The organism is Streptomyces sp. NBC_00400 (genome assembly GCF_036048035.1).
Classification (GTDB): domain Bacteria; phylum Actinomycetota; class Actinomycetes; order Streptomycetales; family Streptomycetaceae; genus Streptomyces.
Window position 1 is genome coordinate 3,758,604 of record NZ_CP107940.1, and the last position, 18,066, is coordinate 3,776,669.

The 18,066-nt window shown below is 70.5% G+C and carries 13 protein-coding genes; 3 read left to right on the forward strand and 10 right to left on the reverse strand.

Annotated elements, in window-relative coordinates:
- Positions 1-575: 575 nt before the first annotated feature.
- Positions 576-2,672, reverse strand: coding sequence for a bifunctional polysaccharide deacetylase/glycosyltransferase family 2 protein (locus OHS81_RS16215; RefSeq protein WP_328385472.1), 2,097 nt, complete (start codon positions 2,670-2,672; stop codon positions 576-578).
- An 832-nt stretch (positions 2,673-3,504) separates the two neighbouring features.
- Between OHS81_RS16215 and OHS81_RS16220 the strand changes: the two genes are divergently transcribed.
- Complete coding sequence (locus tag OHS81_RS16220; RefSeq protein WP_328385473.1) at positions 3,505-4,191, forward strand: TetR/AcrR family transcriptional regulator; 687 nt, start codon at positions 3,505-3,507, stop codon at positions 4,189-4,191.
- Positions 4,192-4,413: 222 nt separating this feature from the next.
- Positions 4,414-5,706, forward strand: a complete 1,293-nt coding sequence (locus OHS81_RS16225) for a cytochrome P450 family protein (protein ID WP_328385475.1) — start codon at positions 4,414-4,416, stop codon at positions 5,704-5,706.
- A 152-nt stretch (positions 5,707-5,858) separates the two neighbouring features.
- Here OHS81_RS16225 and OHS81_RS16230 read toward each other — a convergent pair whose 3' ends face one another.
- A complete protein-coding gene (locus tag OHS81_RS16230) occupies positions 5,859-6,692 on the reverse strand; it encodes a class I SAM-dependent methyltransferase (protein WP_328385476.1) in 834 nt (277 codons plus the stop codon).
- A 270-nt stretch (positions 6,693-6,962) separates the two neighbouring features.
- Here OHS81_RS16230 and OHS81_RS16235 point away from each other — a divergent pair, with 270 nt between their 5' ends.
- Positions 6,963-8,792 carry a S9 family peptidase gene (locus OHS81_RS16235; protein WP_328391199.1) on the forward strand — a complete coding sequence of 610 codons (1,830 nt, stop codon included), beginning with the start codon at positions 6,963-6,965 and terminating at the stop codon, positions 8,790-8,792.
- Positions 8,793-8,996: 204 nt separating this feature from the next.
- Here OHS81_RS16235 and OHS81_RS16240 read toward each other — a convergent pair whose 3' ends face one another.
- The 8 genes from OHS81_RS16240 to recR form a co-directional block, all read right to left on the reverse strand.
- A complete protein-coding gene (locus tag OHS81_RS16240) occupies positions 8,997-10,172 on the reverse strand; it encodes a cation diffusion facilitator family transporter (protein ID WP_328385477.1) in 1,176 nt (391 codons plus the stop codon).
- A 101-nt stretch (positions 10,173-10,273) separates the two neighbouring features.
- Complete coding sequence (locus OHS81_RS16245; protein WP_328385478.1) at positions 10,274-11,149, reverse strand: SURF1 family protein; 876 nt, start codon at positions 11,147-11,149, stop codon at positions 10,274-10,276.
- Positions 11,150-11,221: 72 nt separating this feature from the next.
- Complete coding sequence (locus OHS81_RS16250; RefSeq protein ID WP_328385479.1) at positions 11,222-12,832, reverse strand: hypothetical protein; 1,611 nt, start codon at positions 12,830-12,832, stop codon at positions 11,222-11,224.
- Positions 12,829-13,494 (reverse strand): SigE family RNA polymerase sigma factor, encoded by a 666-nt coding sequence (locus OHS81_RS16255; RefSeq protein WP_311624809.1) that lies wholly within the window; start codon positions 13,492-13,494, stop codon positions 12,829-12,831. Before OHS81_RS16255 ends, OHS81_RS16250 begins: the two co-directional genes overlap by 4 nt.
- A 506-nt stretch (positions 13,495-14,000) precedes the next feature.
- Entirely contained in the window at positions 14,001-15,116 is a 1,116-nt protein-coding gene (locus tag OHS81_RS16260; protein WP_328385480.1) for an aspartate-semialdehyde dehydrogenase, read from the reverse strand.
- Positions 15,113-16,384: an aspartate kinase gene (locus tag OHS81_RS16265; protein WP_088799022.1), complete on the reverse strand. Its 1,272-nt coding sequence runs from the start codon at positions 16,382-16,384 to the stop codon at positions 15,113-15,115. Before OHS81_RS16265 ends, OHS81_RS16260 begins: the two co-directional genes overlap by 4 nt.
- A 410-nt stretch (positions 16,385-16,794) precedes the next feature.
- Entirely contained in the window at positions 16,795-17,457 is a 663-nt protein-coding gene (locus OHS81_RS16270; RefSeq protein ID WP_328385481.1) for a DUF5063 domain-containing protein, read from the reverse strand.
- The gene (gene recR / locus OHS81_RS16275; protein ID WP_018089931.1) at positions 17,450-18,049 is read right to left on the reverse strand and encodes a recombination mediator RecR; all 600 of its coding nucleotides are present in this window, start codon (positions 18,047-18,049) and stop codon (positions 17,450-17,452) included. Before recR ends, OHS81_RS16270 begins: the two co-directional genes overlap by 8 nt.
- Positions 18,050-18,066 lie beyond the last annotated feature (17 nt).

An 18,066-nucleotide genomic window follows, 5' to 3' on the forward strand; every position in this document is an offset into this window, starting at 1 on the left:
GGCCCTTCCGGGTCCATCCGGGGCCAGTGCATCTGAGGCGGAGGCCCCTGAGACGGGTGCGTCTGGGGCGGAAGCTCCTGGGGCGGGTACATCTCGGGCGGAGGCCCCAGGGGCGGGTACGTCTGGGACGGAGGCCCCTGGGGCGGGTACATCTCGGGCGGAGACCCCTGGGGCGGGTACGTCTGGGGCGGAGGCCCCTGGGGCGGGTACATCTCGGGCGGAGACCCCTGGGGCGGGTACGTCTGGGGCGGAGACCCCTGGGGCGGGTACATCTCGGGCGGAGACCCCTGGGGCGGGTACGTCTGGGGCGGGTGCTCCTCCGGGAGCCACACCTGCCCGGGGCCGGGGTACGTCGTCTCCGTTTCGCCACCGCGCCAGGTTTCGGGCGGCCTGTCCAGCCAGTCAGTCATGCGCGGAAGTCTCCAATGTCATGTCCTCTTCACCAAAGAGGGCCCGGATCTGCACAAGCGAGCGGGAGGGTGCGGGACCGGGCCGGGGGGCCGGCTGTTGGCCGGCGCCCGGGGCGTCCGCACGGCACATGGCCGTACGGACGCCCCCCAGGGCCCGTTACGGGGTCATCTCGACGTCAGGCCCTCGTACGCGACCGTTTGGCCGATCTGCTGGTCCGCGGTGCCGGAGCGGTGCATGCGCTGCCACTTCAGGCGGGTGCCGAGCAGGAAGGCCACCACGGACTGGATGACCACCAGATACATCAGCTGCCGGTAGACGAAGAGCTGGAACGGCATCGCCCACAGCGACTTCACCGGTTCCCGGTCGAGCTTCAACGCATAGGCGCAACAGGCCAGTTGGAGTCCGAGGAAGCCGAACCACACGGTGGCCGCGAGCACCGGGCCGCGGAACAGCGCCGCGTACAGCGCGAAGACGTCGACGACCGGCGCGAGCAGCGGCAGGGCGACCTGGAAGAGCGCGAGGTAGCTCAGCCCGCGCCGTCCGAACCGCCCCGACGGGCCCACTTCGATGACGGCCCGGCGGTGCTTCCACATCGCCTGGATCGTGCCGTAGCACCAGCGGTAGCGCTGCCGCCACAGCTGCCGCAGCGAGCTGGGCACCTCGGTCCAGGCGATCGCGGACTCCTCGTAGACCACCCGCCAGCCCGCCTGCCACAGGGCCATCGTCAGATCGGTGTCCTCGGCGAGGGTGTCCTCGCTGACGCCGCCGACGCCCATCAGCGCATCCCGGCGGAAGGCCCCGATGGCGCCGGGGACCGTCGGCATGCACTCCAGCACCTCGAACATCCGCCGGTCGAGGTTGAACCCGAAGACGTACTCCAGGTGCTGCCACTGGCCCAGCAGCCGGCTGCGGTTGCCGACCTTGGTGTTGCCGCTGACCGCACCCACCGCCGGGTGCGCGAGCGGCTGGATCAGCCGGTAGACGGCATCCGGTTCGAAGACCGTGTCGGCGTCGACCATGACCACGATCTCGTACCGGGCATGCGCCAGGCCGGTGTTGAGGGCTGCCGCCTTGCCCGCGTTGTACTGGCGGATCACCTCCACACGGGGATCTCCGATCCGGACGGCGATCTCCGCCGTGTCGTCCGTCGACCCGTCGTCGATCACGATGATCTGCAGCTGCACGTAGGCGGAGGCGAGCAGCGAACGGACGGTGGACTCGATGCCCGCCTCTTCGTTGTAGGCGGGCACGAGCACCGTCACCGGATCGGTGATCTCCCGTAGCCACGGGGAGCCGGGACGGAAGCGGGTCAGCCGCCGGACGTGCGTCCGGGCGAAGACGACGAGGGACGCCAGCCGCAGCACACCCAGGGTGCCGGCGATGCCCAGCACCCAGGTCATGCCGTGCACGAAGGTGTAGCCGGCGACCTTGACCCAGACCAGGGCCGTGCCCAGCCCTTGTTCGGTGCCGGAGACCGTCTTCTCGGCCGGGGGCAGCTTGGCCCCGGCCGTCACGGTGGTGAACCTGCCGACGTTCCGGTTGGCGAGCAGCCGCTCGGTGTCCTTGTAGGCGGTGTCGTTCTGACTGAACTGCCGGATGAGGCCCTGCGACGGCTTGCGGTACCACCGGTCGGCGGCGACCAGTGTGTAGCCCTCCGCGCCGGCCTTCTTGGCGGCCTTCCACTCCGCGCCGCACATGGTGTCCGCCGAGGTGGTCTGCGGCAGCCGCAGCAGCCTGGTGTGGATGCCCGCCGTGCCGGCCAGCGCCTTCTGCGTGAGCGAGAGCTCCATCCGGGCACGCAGGGGCGAGGCCTCGCCCATGACCGCGCCGGTGTAGGTGTTCGAGCCGATCTCATGGCCCTCGTCCCTGATCCGCCGTACCAGGGCCGGGTGTTGGGCGGCCTGGGCGCCGTACAGGAAGAAGGTGGCGTGGACATGGTGCTTGCGCAGCAGATCGAGCAGCCGCGGCGTCCACACCGGGTCGGGTCCGCCGTCGTAGGTGAGCGCCACCGTACGGGCCGGCATCCCGGCGGTCTTCACGGCGCCGCCGCGAAGATCCACCACCGGGCCGCCCTTCTCCACCGCCGGCGGCACGGGCTGGGTGCAGTCGCTGCGGACCTTGGCGGCATCCACCTCATGGGTGGTCCAGCCCTCGAAGAACAGGGCACCGAACACCAGGGGCAGCACAAGGCTCAGCAGCAGCCAATGGCCCCGCGGGTCACGGGACTGGGCATGCCTGCCCCGCTTGCTCCGGCCCCTCACGTCGCGACCGGAACGGTATCGGGCGCGGCCGGGGTGGGGTGTCTTGAGACCGGGGCGGTGGTGGGGGTGTTGGGGAGCGTGGGGGTGTTGGGAAGCGTGGAGGTATGGGGGTGTGGGGGAATGTGGGGGGTGATGCGCAATGTGGGGGTCATGGGGGGTGTGGGGGTGGGGGATGTGGGGGTAGTGCAGGCGCTGCGGGTGCCGGCGGTGACCGTCGGGGCGGCCGCCTTGACGGGGAGGGCAAACGGCGCGAGGCCCTCGGAGGCCGAGGTCTTGGCCGCTCTGCCCGTCAGGGCCACTCGCCCGGTCGGAACCCGCCCGTCGCCGGCGGCGAACGCCCGCAGGGGAGCGCATCCGCCAGCGGCGGCCGGGTTCCGCACAGCCTTTCCCTGCCAGTCCGAAGCGTCGGCACATGGCTGAGAAACGGGTATATTTTGCCGTTTTGTGTTCCCGCTGGCCTCACACATGGTCGGCGAGTGTACTCACCAGTTACCCTCAGCAGTGGAGAACTTCGAACATCTCTCGTCACCTTGACAGGGCCGCGCCCCACCGCCCACACTCCCGCATCCCGCGCGCATATGGCCAGGTCACGGCCGGTCTCGGGCACACCTCGCGCGGCCTGGCGCACTTCGCCTCACAGCGTCGAGCCACCCCGTTTTGAGAGTGTTCTAACACCTGACGCCGGCTCACCCCGGCTCGGACACGAAGGCCCGTCCGGCCAACTCCTGGCCGGAATAGCCCTTATCCCACCGTTCCGACGGATCTAGCGTTGACTCCGTGACCAGATATGAAATCTGGTCACGGAGTCAGAGGGGGACTGACGGTGGACCGGGTGGAGCGCAGTGAGCGCATCCTTGAGGTGGCCGGAGAACTGCTGCTCGCCTGGGGCTACGAGCGCCTGACGATCGACGAGATCGCCCGGCGCGCCAAGGTCGGCAAGGGCACGGTCTACCTCCACTGGAAGACCAAGGACGCGCTGTTCCTGGCAGTCGTCCTGCGGAGCCAATTCCGCAACCATCACCGGCAGGTGGCGCGCATGCGCGCCGATCCGCTGGAGATCCTGCCGAGCCGGATGCTGCGCGGACTCTTCTGCGACTTCCTGAATGACCCGGTGCTGCGGGCCGTATACACCGACGACGCCGACGTCCTCGGCCGGCTCAACGACACGGCGAAGAAGGAACTCACCGAGCTGATAGCCGAAGGCGACCGGATGCTGTGCCGCCATCTCGAAGTGCTGCGCGGGTACGGCCTGGTGCACGACGACCTCGAGGTGCACCACCAGCAGTACGCCCTGATGGCCATGGCCACCGGCTTCTTCACGGGCGAGGCCCTGCTCGCCGGCCGGGCCCCGGCCGCCCCGGAGGTACGCGCCGACATACTCGCCCGAACGGTCCGCGGCGCGCTGGAGACCCCCGGCGGACAGAAGGCCGCCGCCGCAGCGGCGCCGGAGATCATCGCGCTCTACGAACAGTTCGGGGAACTCACCCTGCGCGAGATCCGCCGGCAGGTACGCGACTGAACCGGCAGATCCGACCGGTCCGGCTGATCCGACCGGTCCGGCCGGTCCGACCGGTCCGGCCGGTCCGACCGGTCCGGCCGGTCCGACCGGTCCGGCCGGTCCGGCTGCCACGGCGGCGCGGCCGACGCCGAGACCGACTCCCAGACCGACTCCGAACCCGACTCCCAGCCCGACTCCCAGCCCGACTCCCGACCCGACTCCCGACCCGGAGGAGAACGAAAGATGTCGGCATTACCCACCTCACCGTTCGCTGCACACGTCGGGAAACACCCGGGCGAGCCGAACGTGATGGACCCGGCGCTGCTCACCGACCCGTTCGCCGGCTACGGCGCGCTGCGCGAGCAGGGCCCGGTCGTACGCGGCCGCTTCATGGACGACTCACCGGTCTGGTTGGTGACGCGGTTCGAGGAGGTCCGCCAAGTCCTGCGCGACCAGCGGTTCGTGAACAACCCGGCGGCGCCCTCCCTGGGCCACGCGGCCGAGGACAACCCGCTGACCAGGCTGATGGACATGCTGGGCCTCCCCGAGCATCTCCGCCCCTACCTGCTCGGATCGATTCTCAATTACGACGCCCCCGATCACACCCGGCTGCGCCGCCTGGTGTCGCGGGCCTTCACGGCCCGCAAGATCACCGACCTGCGGCCGCGGGTCGAGCAGATCACCGACGCGCTGCTGGCCCGGCTGCCCGAGCACGCCGAGGACGGCGTCGTCGATCTCATCCAGCACTTCGCCTACCCGCTGCCGATCACCGTCATCTGCGAACTGGTCGGCATACCCGAAGCGGACCGCCCGCAGTGGCGGAAGTGGGGTGCCGACCTCGTCTCGATGGATCCGGACCGGCTCGGCACCTCGTTCCCGCCGATGATCGAGCACATCCACCAGATGGTCCGGGAGCGGCGCGGCGCGCTCACCGACGATCTGCTCAGCGAGCTGATCCGTACTCATGACGACGACGGCGGCCGGCTCAGCGACGTCGAGATGGTCACCATGATCCTCACGCTCGTCCTCGCCGGTCACGAGACCACCGCTCACCTCATCAGCAACGGCACGGCTGCGCTGCTCACCCACCCCGACCAGCTGCGCCTGCTCCAGGACGACCCGGCCCTGCTCCCCCGTGCCGTCCACGAGCTGATGCGCTGGTGCGGGCCGGTGCAGATGACCCAGCTGCGTTACGCCACCACCGACGTCGACCTGGCCGGCACCACGATCCGCCGGGGAGACGCCGTCCAACTCATCCTGGTGTCGGCGAACTTCGACCCCCGCCACTACACCGACCCCGACCGCCTCGACCTGACCCGCCACCCCGCGGGACATGCGGAGAACCATGTGGGTTTCGGCCACGGAGCGCACTACTGCCTGGGCGCCACACTCGCCAAGCAGGAGGGCGAAGTCGCCTTCGGCAAACTGCTCGCGCACTACCCGAAGATGTCGCTGGGCATCGCACCGGAACGCCTGGAGCGGATACCCCTGCCGGGCAACTGGCGGCTGAACGCGCTGCCGGTGCGGTTGGGGTGAGCACCACTCTCGCGGCAGGCCGTTCGGACGGCCTGCCGCGGGGGCCGGGGCCGTCAGCGGATACGGCCCGCCTTCACCGCGGGCACGGCTGCCTTCGGCGAGCAGGACGTGCTTTCCGCGAGTACGGCCGGCTTCAGCGAGTACGACTCGCCTCAGTGAGTACGACTCGCCTTCAGTGAGTACATGAGGGGGACGCGAGGCCGGTCTCCGGGGAACCGGTGATAGCCGTCGTCGTCTCGTCGCAGTGCGGCGAAGCGCCGGAACATCGTCATGTCGTGTTCGTGCAGGAAGTTGATGCGCAGGCCGGCGCCGGCCAGGGCCGAGACGACATCGCCGAGCGGGTGCTGCCACTCGACGCTGCGGTTGTTGACCGTCGGTGCGCCGAAATCCGTGTACGTACCGGGGGTCTCGTCCACCCATGCATCGCGGCTGAAGTAGTCGTGGACGAGGCGCGAGCCGGTCTCGTCGTCCAGGGCGTCGCACAGCGGGTGGAACTCGGCCAGGTAGAGGAAGCCGCCGGGAGCGACCAGGGAGGCGGCGGTGTCGGCCCAGCGCTCCAGGTCCGGGAGCCAGTTCAGGGCGCCGATGCCGGTGTAGACGATGTCGTACGCGGTGTCGGGGACGGCTTCGGCGGCGTCATAGACGTCGGCGGCGACGAACGCGGCGCGGTCCGGGCCGTAGCCGAGTTCGGCGGCCAGCTCTCGGGCGGTGTCGATGGCGGGTTCGGAGAAGTCCAGGCCGACGACCCGGGCCGCACCGCGATGGGCCCAGGAGAGGGTGTCCTGGCCGAAATGGCACTGGAGGTGAAGGAGGGACCGCCCGGTGACGTCCCCTACCTCCGCAACCTCGAAATCACGGAGCACGTCGCGCGCCCTGCGAAATCCGTCCTGGTCGTAAAAATCGCTCACGGTGTGGATGGCGACGCGCTCGTCCCACATCGCGCGATTGGCCTCCCACCAGTCGTCGGGACCGGTGTGTCTTCGCATACAGCGAAGTTATCCACAGGCTTGTGGCCCTCGCCAACGGATTTCCTGCGCCGGGCGCAGAATGGGCCCATGACTGACGAGACGACCGCAGACCCAGGCCACACCACCGCTCCGAACCCTTCGCACTCTTCACATACGTCAACGGCCGATACCCACCCCGCAGCCGTGCCGGGGACGGCCTCGGCCGACCCGGTAGCGGTGTCGGACGGTGCGACGAAGGACTCGGGTGGCTCGGCGGGCCCGGCGGATACCCGCGCTGCGGATGCCGCGATGCCGGACTGGGAGAAGCGCTTCCGTGCGCCGCGGATCGGACTGCCGGACTGGGCCGAGGACGCCCCGGACCGCTCCCTGTTCGTCTCGAACGCCACCGGCACCTTCGAGCTGTACGCCTGGGACCGGGCCACCGGCAGCCGGCGGCAGGTCACGGACCGGCCGAACGGCACGACCGACGGGACGCTGTCGCCGGACGGCCAGTGGATCTGGTGGTTCTCGGACACCGACGGGGACGAGTTCGGCGTCTGGATGCGGCAGCCGTTCGCCGGCGGCCCGGATGAGCCGGCCACCCCGGGGCTCGCCGCCTCGTATCCGGGAGGGCTGGCGATCGGCCGGGACGGCACGGCGGTCATCGGGTGCTCCACGGACGAGGAGGGCTCGACGGTCCACGTCGTACGGCCGGGTGCGGCACCGGTGGAGATCTACCGGCACCGCGAGTCCGCGGGCGTCGGCGATCTCTCGCACGACGGCTCGCTGATCGCCCTTGAGCACACCGAACACGGCGATGCGATGCACTCCGCGATCCGCCTCGTACGGCCCGACGGGTCCACGGTCGCGGAGTTGGACGACACCAAGGGCGGGACCGAGGAGCTGGGCCTGTCGGTGATGGGTTTCGCGCCGGTGGACGGGGATGCCCGGCTGCTGGTGGGGCACCAGCGGCGGGGCCGCTGGGAGCCGATGATCTGGGATCCGCTGACGGGGACGGAAACGGCCCTGGAGATAGACCTGCCCGGCGACGTGGGTGCCGACTGGTATCCCGACGGGTCGGCGCTGCTGGTGGAGCACGAGTACCAGGCACGGAGCGAGCTGTGGCGCTACGAGCTGGGCCGGCCGGGCGGCACCGGCGCTCCGGCCGGCGCCACGGACGCGGCTGCCGCGCCCGGCGGTCCTCGGCTGACGCGGGTCGAGACCCCGGCCGGCTCGGTCTCGGGTGCGACGGCGCGGCCGGACGGAACGGTGGAGTTCCTGTGGTCGTCGGCGGCACAGCCCCCGGAGGTGCGGTCGACGAGCGGCAAGGTCGTGCTGGACCCGCCCGGCAGGAAGGCGCCCGGTTCGGTGCCCGTGCGGGACGTGTGGGTGGAGGGACCGGGGGGCCGGATCCATGCGCTGGTGCAGCAGCCGGCCGGTGAGGGCCCCTTCCCGACGGTCTTCGACATTCACGGCGGCCCGACCTGGCACGACAGCGACGCCTTCGCCTCGTCCCCCGCGGCCTGGGTGGACCACGGCTTCGCGGTCGTGCGCGTCAACTACCGCGGCTCGACCGGCTACGGCCGGGCCTGGACGGATGCGCTCAAGCATCGCGTCGGGCTGATCGAGCTGGAGGACATCGCCGCGGTCCGCGAGTGGGCGGTCTCGTCCGGCCTGGCGGATCCGGAGCGGCTGGTGCTGTCGGGCGGCTCATGGGGCGGTTATCTGACCCTGCTGGGACTCGGCACCCAGCCGGAAGCCTGGGCGGTGGGTCTGGCGGCGGTCCCGGTCGCGGACTACGTCACGGCGTACAACGACGAGATGGAAGCGCTCAAGGCGATGGACCGGACCCTGCTGGGCGGCACCCCCGAGGAGGTCCCGGAACGCTTCGAGGCGTCGTCGCCGCTGACCTATGTGGACGCGGTGCGGGCACCGGTCTACATCTCCGCGGGCGTCAACGACCCGCGCTGCCCGATCCAGCAGGTGGAGAACTACGTCCAGCGGCTGGCGGACCGAGGCCATCCGCACGAGGTCTACCGCTACGACGCCGGCCACGGCTCCCTGGTCGTGGAGGAGCGCATCAAGCAGGTCCGCCTGGAGCTCGACTTCGCCCAGCGGTATGTGACCGAGAAGAACTAGAACGGGAGAGGAAGCGGAGGGGAGGCGGGAAGGGGCGAGAAGCACCGGGGGCGTCCCACGGGGGAGCTCCCGGGCTCCGAGGGGGCGCCCCCGTGACATCTGCCTCCCGTGCGAAGTGCCTCTGGTGGCAGATGCCGCCGAGGGCCGGAGGTCGGTGGCGGGGCGGGGTGGGGAGGGGAGGGGAGGGGAGGGGGCGGGGCCCGGTCAGGCAGTGGCGTGATGCACCAGCGCCGCATGGGGATCGGTGCCCTCGCTGGTGTGATCGGTGTGCACGGTCGCGGCGGTGAGCCGGGGGACGGCGTGGATCAGGGCGTGTTCTGCGGCGACGGCGAGGGCATGGGCCTGCACCACGGTGAGACGGGAGTCCACGACGATATCGGCCTCGGCCCGCAGGGCATGGCCGATCCAGCGCATACGGACCTGGCCGATGCCGCGGACGCCGTCCACGGTGCGCAGAGCCGTCTCGGCGGCGTCGATGAGTCCGGGGTCGACGCAGTCCATCAGCCGCCGGTAGACCTCCCTGGCGGCGTCGCGCAGCACCATGAGGATGGCGGCGGTGATCAGCAGGCCGATGAGCGGGTCGGCCACCCGCCAGCCGAGGGCCGCGCCGCCCGCGCCGAAGAGGACGGCGAGGGAGGTGAAGCCGTCGGTACGGGCGTGCAGGCCGTCGGCCACCAGTGCGGCCGACCCGATCTTGCGCCCGGTACGGATGCGGTAGCGGGCCACCCATTCGTTGCCGATGAACCCGACCACGGCGGCCGCTGCCACCGCCCACAGGTGGGTGATGTCGCGGGGGTTCAGCAGACGGTCCACGGCCTCGTAGGCGGCCAGCGCCGAGGAGGCGGCGATCGTCAGCACGATGGCGATACCCGCAAGGTCCTCGGCCCGGCCGTAGCCGTAGGTGTAGCGGCGGTTCGCGGCCCGGCGCCCGAGGACGAAGGCGATGCCCAGCGGAACGGCGGTCAGGGCGTCGGCAGCGTTGTGGATGGTGTCGCCGAGCAGTGCCACCGACCCCGACAGCACCACGACCACCAGCTGGACCGCGCTGGTCAGACCCAGGATGCCGAGCGAGAGCCACAGCGTGCGCAGGCCCTCGCGGGAGGTCTCCATCGCGGTGTCGATCTTGTCCATGGCGTCATGGCTGTGCGGGGTGACGAGGTGGACGAACCGATGCCGGATCCGTGACCAACGGCCGGAACCGTGGTGGTCTTGATGACCATGGTGGCCCTGACGGTCATGGTGGCCGGGTTGACCGTGATCGGAGGGGCGGGGGTCGTGGGAGTGATCGGAGTGGTGGGCCTGTGCGTGGTGGGCGTGATGGGGGCGCTGGGGGCGACGGGCGTGATCATGACCATGCGGGTGGGTACTCTTGCCTGCCATATGGCCTACCGTGGCACGCCGATCCGATTGCGGCTACTGCCGTGATACGGCCTCTGACCAGGTGCAACATGGTCGCAGTAGCAGGGGCCCGGCGGCTGGCTTCAGGCCCGCTGAGCCGGGACCGCCGCACCCTGGCCGGCGCCCCGCTCCTCGCCCTGAGCCGCGCCCCTCTCCGGCGCCGGCTCCTCCTCCGCCACGATCCCCAGCGCCTCGTCCTTGGCGGCTTCGGCGTCGCGGCGGAAGAGCCGGAACCACATGAAGACGACAAAGCCGGCGAAGACGAACCACTCGCCGGTGTAGCCGAGGTTCTGGAAGGCCTTGAGGTCCAGGCCGCTGCCCTCGGCGGCAGCCGGGGGGACGGCGCGCAGCGGCGCCTGGGTGTCGGTGAGGGTGATCCAGGCGTCGTAGACCTCGTACGGCACGATGTTGACCAGCGATGCCGCGCTGATCATGCCGAGCTGTCCCTGCGGCAGCCCGCCGCCGGCCTGCACACCGTCGGTGCCCTGGTTCTCGGAGGCCTGCAGCGCGCCGGTGACCGTCACCTCGCCCTTGGGCGGCGCGGGCACCTTGGCCGTGTCGGCCTTCGAACCGGCGTCGCCGGGCAGCCAGCCCCGTACGACCGGCAGCGCCTTGCCGCCGTCCGTACGCAGCAGATCGAGGACGTAGAAGCCCTGCTGCCGGCCGTGCTTGTCCTTCAAGGTGCGGTCGGGTACGAGCAGTTGGTGCCCGGTGTCGTAGTGCCCGCGGGCGCTGGCCTGCCGTCCGGAGGTGACCGTGTCGACGGGCAGCAGACCGGCCAGCGGACGGGCCGCCTCGGTCTTGGCCCGGGCGGAGCGGTCCTCCTGCTGCTGATGGGTGTTGACGCGGTCCTCGAAGCGGCTCAGCTGCCAGCTGCCCATGAAGAGGCACAGCGGAATCGCCAGTAGGGCGAACACATTGATTCCCCACCACCGCGGGGTCAGCAGGAACCGGTACACACCACCACGGTACGGGGCCCGTGCGGCGGGGCCGCACCGCCCCCTCCCGGCCATGCCCCTGCCGTCGCCCCCCTACGGGGCCGCCAGCGCCTCGGTGCGGTACACCGTTCCGGCGCAGGCGTCCGTGACCTTGGCGTCGGCCGCGGAGGGTTCGCCGGCCTCCGGCGTATGAGTGAGAACGATTCCACCGGACGCGCTGCCGCCCCCGGATCCCTCGCCGCCGCCCGCCTGGCCGCCACCGCTGCCACCACCGCCGTCGCCCGTCGCCGTGGCCCCGGCGTCCGGGGACTGCCCCGGGTCCTTGGAGGGGGCGGGGGTGGGCGAGGGACCGGGATGGACGCATCCGGTGGTGCCGCCGCCGGACTGCGGGATCCAGGCGAACTTGACCTCGTACGCCTCCCCCGGCTTGAGAACCAGCTGGTCAGGGGTGGTGGCCGGGTCGGGAAGGCCGGTGGCCTCATCACCCGAGGTGTGGTCGACGACATGGATGTGGTCAGGGTTCGTGGAGCCGTGTGCGACCAGGCCGACGGTGCCGCCGCCCTCGACGGAGCATGCGGCGCCGGAGGTGTTGACCACCCGGAATGTGCCGTAGATGCGGCCCGTGGAGTCCGCGGGACCGACCGTGCTGCTGCCGTTGCCGAGCTGGTCACGCCCGCAGACCGGCGAGGTGACGTCCATGGTCTCGTCCGGGCCGGGGGTGCCGGCACCCGTGCCGGGGCCCGCGCCGTTCTTCCCCTTGGCCTGGCCGTCGCCCTGCGGCTCGCCGCCGCCCGGCGTCTCGCCGCCCTCCCTGGTCGGCCGCGGGCCGGCCTGCTCGGTGCCTTCGCCGTGTGTGCCGCCGGTACCGCCCTGGGCGTGCTGGTTGCTCGCCGCATTGGCGGCCCGTTCCTCGGAGCCGTCGGCGAGGTTCACCACATGGACCATGGCGGGGATGGACGTACCGCCGAGGAGCAGCGCGGCGGCCGCGCCCAGGACGACATGCCGACGCCGCTGACGGCGGGCGGGCACCGCGCGGCGCAGCTGTTCCAGCGCGTCGGGCGCGGGTTCGAGGCCGCCTACACGGGACTGCAGCAGCCGCCTCAGGTCGTCCTCGCCGCCGAAGCCGCCGAAACCGCCGGTGGGGTGGCCGCGGCCGTGGCCGTCGCCCGCGCCGCCGCCGAAGGCGGTGCCGGTGTGCTCCTCGCTGTCGTCGCTGCCGTACGTATGGCTGCCGGGCCCCTCACCGGCGTCCGTTCCGCCCAGGGCACCCGGCGAGCCCTCCGCCGTGCCCGCGGGTGCTCCCCCGGCGCGGGCCGCTGCGTCGTCCGTACCGGCGGGGGCCTGCTCGGCGCGGATCGCCGGGCCGTCCGTACCGGCAGGTGCCTGGCCCGTACCGGCAGGTACTCGCTTCGTACCGGCAGACGCCTGCGCCGCGACACCGATGTCATCGCCGCTGCCGGAATTTTGGCCGGATTTCGCGCCCTGCCAGACCGTTTCGCCCTGTCGGCGGCCCGTACCCGGCTCGTCACCCGGATGACCGGCACCCCGTTCGCCTCCGGGATGCTCCTGCGCCTCGCGCCCCGCGCGCAGCTCACGTACCGGGTCGAGCGGCCGGCCCGACGTGGCCGGGTACCCCGGGCGGGTCGCCCCGGACGGGCCACACGAGTCGAACGGGTCGCACCGGCCGCGCGTCGTGCCACTCATGCGGGAGCCTCCATCGCGACGCGGAGCGCCGCGATGCCGCGCGACCCGTAGGCCTTGACGGAACCGAGCGATATGCCCAGCGTCTGGGCCACCTGCGCCTCGGTCATATCGGCGAAGTAGCGCAGCACCAGCACCTCGCGCTGCCGGCGCTGCAGACCGCGCATCGCCTGGATCAACTGGTCCCGCTCCAGCAGGTCGTAGGCGCCTTCCTCGGCGCTCGCCATGTCGGGCATCGGCTTGGAGAGCAGCTTGAGACCGAGGATGCGGCGGCGCAGCGCGGAGCGCGAGAGGTTGACGACCGTCTGCCGGAGATAGGCGAGGGTCTTCTCGGGTTCGCGCACGCGTCCACGCGCGGAGTGCACACGGATGAAGGCTTCCTGGACGACGTCTTCGCAGGAGGCGGTGTCGTCCAGGAGCAGCGCGGCGAGACCGAGCAGGGAGCGGTAGTGCGCGCGGTAGGTCTCGGTGAGGTGGTCGACTGTGGTGCCCGCTGCCATCGCGTCGTCAGTGTCCCCACGCTGCGGAGGAATCTGCGCGGGACGCGTGGTGGTGGGCCAGGGAGCGATCACTGGCATGCCCCCGGACGCAAGGGGCCGCGGCGGGCGCACCGTTGCGCCCGCAGCCCCCGCCGGGGCGATGGTGAATCCGAGTACCTCTGCCACGCCTGTTGGACACGCTTCCCCCTATAAGGGTTGTACGCGCAAGGCACCGCTTTCGACGATGCATCAAATGCCCTCATGCGCACCAGCTCTTCCTGAATGCCCTAATTGCCCGATGCGAATTCCCCGATACCGGGGCCTCACCCTGCGACCCGCGGACATCCCGGGCCACCCCTGCGGGCGGCCGCAAAGACGCTCCCCGCCCAACTGCCGGTTGCAGTCTGGCGGGGAGCGAATGGTCGAACAGACCGTCAGCCCAGATCAAGAGGTTCGGACCAGTAATCCGCTCACAGAATCTTCACACGCTCCGCAAAGTATCCCCCAGGCGGTGGGCACACGACGTCCGATCCCGCCAACTCGGCTCCACACCACGGCCGGAGCCCGCACCGGCATCCCGCCGAAACCCGTAAGGGAATGAAACCCGGAAGGGACCGGAACCCGGAAGGGACCGGACCTACAGCCGCGGGCCCAGGGGCACCCGCCCCTACCACCCCCAGGGGCACCCGCCTCTATCCCCGAAGCTCCCCCGCCACCAGCTCCCCCACCTGCGCCGTGTTCAGGGCAGCCCCCTTGCGCAGGTTGTCCCCGCACACGAACAGCTCCAGCGCCCGCGGATCATCCATCGAGCGCCGCACCCGTCCGACCCAGGTCGGATCCGTACCGACGACATCGGCAGGGGTCGGGTACTCGTCCTCGGCCGGGTCGTCGCTGAGGACGACCCCGGGGGCGGCGGCCAGGATCTCGTGCGCACCGCCGACCGAGACCTCGTTCTCGAACCGGGCGTGCACGGTCAGGGAGTGGGTGGTGATCACCGGCACCCGTACGCAGGTCGCGGTGACCGGCAGATCCGGCAGTCCCAGGATCTTGCGGGACTCGTTACGGATCTTGAGTTCTTCGGAGGACCAGCCGTCCTCCTGGAGCGTGCCGGCCCAGGGCACGACATTGAGGGCGATCGGCGCCGGGAACGGCCCCAGCGTGTCCCCGACGGCCCGGCGCACATCGCCGGGCGCGGTGCCCAGCTCCGTACCGGACACCGCGGACAGCTGCGCGCGCAAGGTGTCGACGCCGGCCTTGCCCGTCCCGGAAACGGCTTGGTACGAGGAGACGATCAGCTCGCTCAACCCGTACTCGGCATGCAGCGCCCCCAGCGCGACGATCATCGAGAGCGTCGTGCAGTTCGGGTTGGCGATGATGCCGCGCGGACGCACCCGCGCCGTGTGCGCATTGACCTCGGGCACGACCAGCGGCACGTCCGGGTCCATCCGGAACGCGCCGGAGTTGTCCACGACCACCGCGCCCTTGGACACCGCGACCGGTGCCCACTGCGCGGAGACCTCGTCGGGGACGTCGAACATCGCGACATCGATGCCGTCGAAGGCTTCCTCGCTCAGCGCGACGACCTCGACCTGTTCGCCCCGCACGGTCAGCTTGCGGCCGGCCGAGCGGGGAGAAGCGATCAGCCGGATCTCGCCCCAGATGTCGGCCCGCTCGGACAGGATGCCGAGCAGGACCGAGCCGACGGCGCCGGTGGCGCCGACGACGGCGAGATGCGGCTTGGCGGCCTTACGGGCGTCCGCCCACGCCGTATCGGCGAGGGACGGACGGCCCGCCTCGGCCGGAATCATCGGCCGGTGCCGCCATAGACCACGGCCTCGTCACTGTCGGTGTCGAGACCGAAGGCGGTGTGCACGGCCCGTACGGCCTCGTTGACGTCATCGGCACGGGTGACAACCGAGATGCGGATCTCGGAGGTCGAGATGAGCTCGATGTTCACGCCCGCGTTCGACAGCGCCTCGAAGAACGTCGCCGTGACGCCGGGGTTGGTCTTCATCCCCGCGCCGACCAGCGAGATCTTGGCGATCTGGTCGTCGTAACGCAGCGAGTCGAAGCCCACCGCCGCACGGGTCCGCTCCAGGGCCGCGACGGCCTTGCGGCCCTCGGCCTTGGGCAGCGTGAAGGAGATGTCGGTCAGGCCGGTCGACGCGGCGGAGACGTTCTGCACCACCATGTCGATGTTGACCTCGGAGTCCGCAATCGCACGGAAGATGCGCGCGGCCTCGCCCGGCTTGTCCGGGACTCCGACGACCGTGACCTTCGCCTCGGAGGTGTCATGTGCGACGCCCGAGATGATTGCCTGCTCCATCGGCTGGTCCCCTTGCGGTTCGTTGCTGACCCATGTGCCCTTGAGCCCCGAGAACGAGGAGCGGACGTGGATCGGGATGTTGTAACGGCGTGCGTACTCGACGCAACGGTGCAGCAGCACCTTGGATCCGGAGCTGGCCAGCTCCAGCATGTCCTCGAAGGAGATCCAGTCGATCTTCCGGGCCTTCTTCACGACCCGGGGGTCGGCGGTGAAGACACCGTCCACATCGGTGTAGATCTCACAGACATCGGCGTCCAGGGCGGCCGCCAGCGCGACGGCGGTCGTGTCCGACCCACCGCGCCCCAGCGTCGTGATGTCCTTCTTGTCCTGGGACACACCCTGGAACCCGGCGACGATGGCGATATTGCCCTCGTCGACGGAGGTCTTGATGCGGCCCGGCGTGACGTCGATGATCCGTGCCTTGTTGTGCACGGAATCGGTGATGACGCCGGCCTGGCTACCGGTGAAGGACTGCGCCTCGTGACCGAGGTTTTTGATCGCCATGGCCAGCAGAGCCATGGAGATCCGCTCTCCGGCGGTCAGCAGCATGTCGAACTCGCGCCCCGACGGAATCGGGGACACTTCCTGCGCGAGATCGATCAGCTCGTCCGTCGTGTCGCCCATCGCCGAAACCACCACGACAACCTGGTTGCCGTTCTTCTTGGCTTCGACGACTCGCTTGGCAACGCGCTTGATGCCCTCGGCATCCGCAACGGATGAGCCGCCGTACTTCTGCACGACAAGGCCCACGTGCGCTCCTCGCAACTGTCTCTTCGGGAGTTTCCTCCCGGACCCCCGGAAATGGGGGTACTGCGGTCGGCTCAGTCTAACGAGCAAGCGGAATCCGCCCTGCTGATACCACATCGTGAGACATGAGACTCACTGGTTGATCACGGATTTTGGCCGTGATCACCTGTCCCGTGAGTTCCACGTCCCGAGGCGGCTCCACAAGGCGCACCGTCGCACCTGCTCGGCGAGCACATGCCCGCTTCTGGGCAGTACACACGAAAACGTAACCCAGGTCACAGGGTCCGGCCACGGCGAAGAGGCCCGCAGGGCGGACGGCCCGGGCGCCTCACGCGCTCCGGAGCGACACGGCGCGCGCCGTGCGCGCTACGGCGCAGCGGCCCGTGAGGCGGCCGGTGCAACCGCCTCCCGGCTCACACCCCCCGCAGCCCCAGCGGTCCCGCGATCTCCGCCACCATGACCTTTCCGGCCTCCTCGGCGAGCCGCTCCTCGTCGCCGGTGATGCTGCTGTCGGTGTCCAGGCCGTCCAGCTCGACCAGCGGCTGGTCGAGGCGTACGTGGGCGACCAGCGACTGCAGCGCGCGCAGGGCGGCCGAGGCGGTCGGGCCCCAGTTGGACAGGTAGGAGAACTGCCACCACCACAGGGCCTCACTGACCCGGCCCGCCCGGTAGTGCGCCAGGCCGTGCCGCAGGTCGGTGATGATGTCGGCCAGGTCGTCGGAGATCCGGCTGGCGACCGGCTCGCTACGCGGCACATACGGGTCGAAGACCTCGGAGTAGACGTCCACCGGGTCGAGCAGGGTCGCGAAGCGCTCGCGCAGGTCGTCGACGTCCGGCTCCGGGCCGGTGTCCGGCTCGTACCGTTCGTCCGGCACGAAGTCCTCGTGGGCGCCCAGACGGCCGCCGGTGAGCAGCAGCTGGGAGATCTCCAGGAGCAGGAAGGGCACCGCGCTGTCCGGTTCGTCGCCCTTGGCGACCTCCGTCACCGCGACGATGAAACTCTCGACCGAGTCGGAGATCGATACGGCGAAGTCGTCCGGGTCCTGTGTCGCGTTGTGCAGCGTGGCATCAGACATCGAGAAGTCTCCTCCCTTCGAAGGCCCGCCCCAGCGTGACCTCGTCCGCGTACTCCAGATCGCCACCGACCGGCAGACCGCTCGCCAGCCGCGTCACTCTCAGGCCCATGGGTTTGATCATGCGGGCCAGATACGTGGCCGTGGCCTCGCCCTCGAGATTCGGGTCGGTGGCCAGAATCAGCTCGGTGACGGTGCCGTCCGCGAGCCTGGCCAGCAGTTCCCTGATCCGCAGGTCGTCGGGTCCCACGCCCTCGATCGGGCTGATCGCCCCGCCGAGGACGTGGTAGCGACCGCGGAACTCACGCGTCCGCTCGATCGCCACGACGTCCTTGGGCTCCTCCACGACGCAGATGACCGCCGGATCACGCCTCGGGTCCAGGCAGACCCGGCACTGCTCCTCCTGCGCCACATTGCCGCAGGTGCCGCAGAACCGGACCTTCGCCTTGACCTCCATCAGCGCGTTCGCGAGCCGGCGGACATCGGTGGGCTCGGCCTGAAGAATGTGGAAGGCGATCCGCTGCGCGCTCTTGGGACCGACGCCGGGCAGCCTGCCCAACTCATCGATCAGGTCCTGGACCACGCCTTCGTACACGGAACGTCTTCTTTCTC

Bases quoted from the DNA above. Each gene is read 5' to 3' on its own strand.
- OHS81_RS16270 (WP_328385481.1), bottom strand. From the start codon at position 17,457: ATGTCTGATGCCACGCTGCACAACGCGACACAGGACCCGGACGACTTC.
- OHS81_RS16240 (WP_328385477.1), bottom strand. From the start codon at position 10,172: ATGGCAGGCAAGAGTACCCACCCGCATGGTCATGATCACGCCCGTCGC.
- OHS81_RS16225 (WP_328385475.1), top strand. From the start codon at position 4,414: ATGTCGGCATTACCCACCTCACCGTTCGCTGCACACGTCGGGAAACAC.
- OHS81_RS16230 (WP_328385476.1), bottom strand. From the start codon at position 6,692: ATGCGAAGACACACCGGTCCCGACGACTGGTGGGAGGCCAATCGCGCG.
- OHS81_RS16235 (WP_328391199.1), top strand. From the start codon at position 6,963: ATGCCGGACTGGGAGAAGCGCTTCCGTGCGCCGCGGATCGGACTGCCG.
- OHS81_RS16260 (WP_328385480.1), bottom strand. From the start codon at position 15,116: ATGATTCCGGCCGAGGCGGGCCGTCCGTCCCTCGCCGATACGGCGTGG.
- OHS81_RS16250 (WP_328385479.1), bottom strand. From the start codon at position 12,832: ATGAGTGGCACGACGCGCGGCCGGTGCGACCCGTTCGACTCGTGTGGC.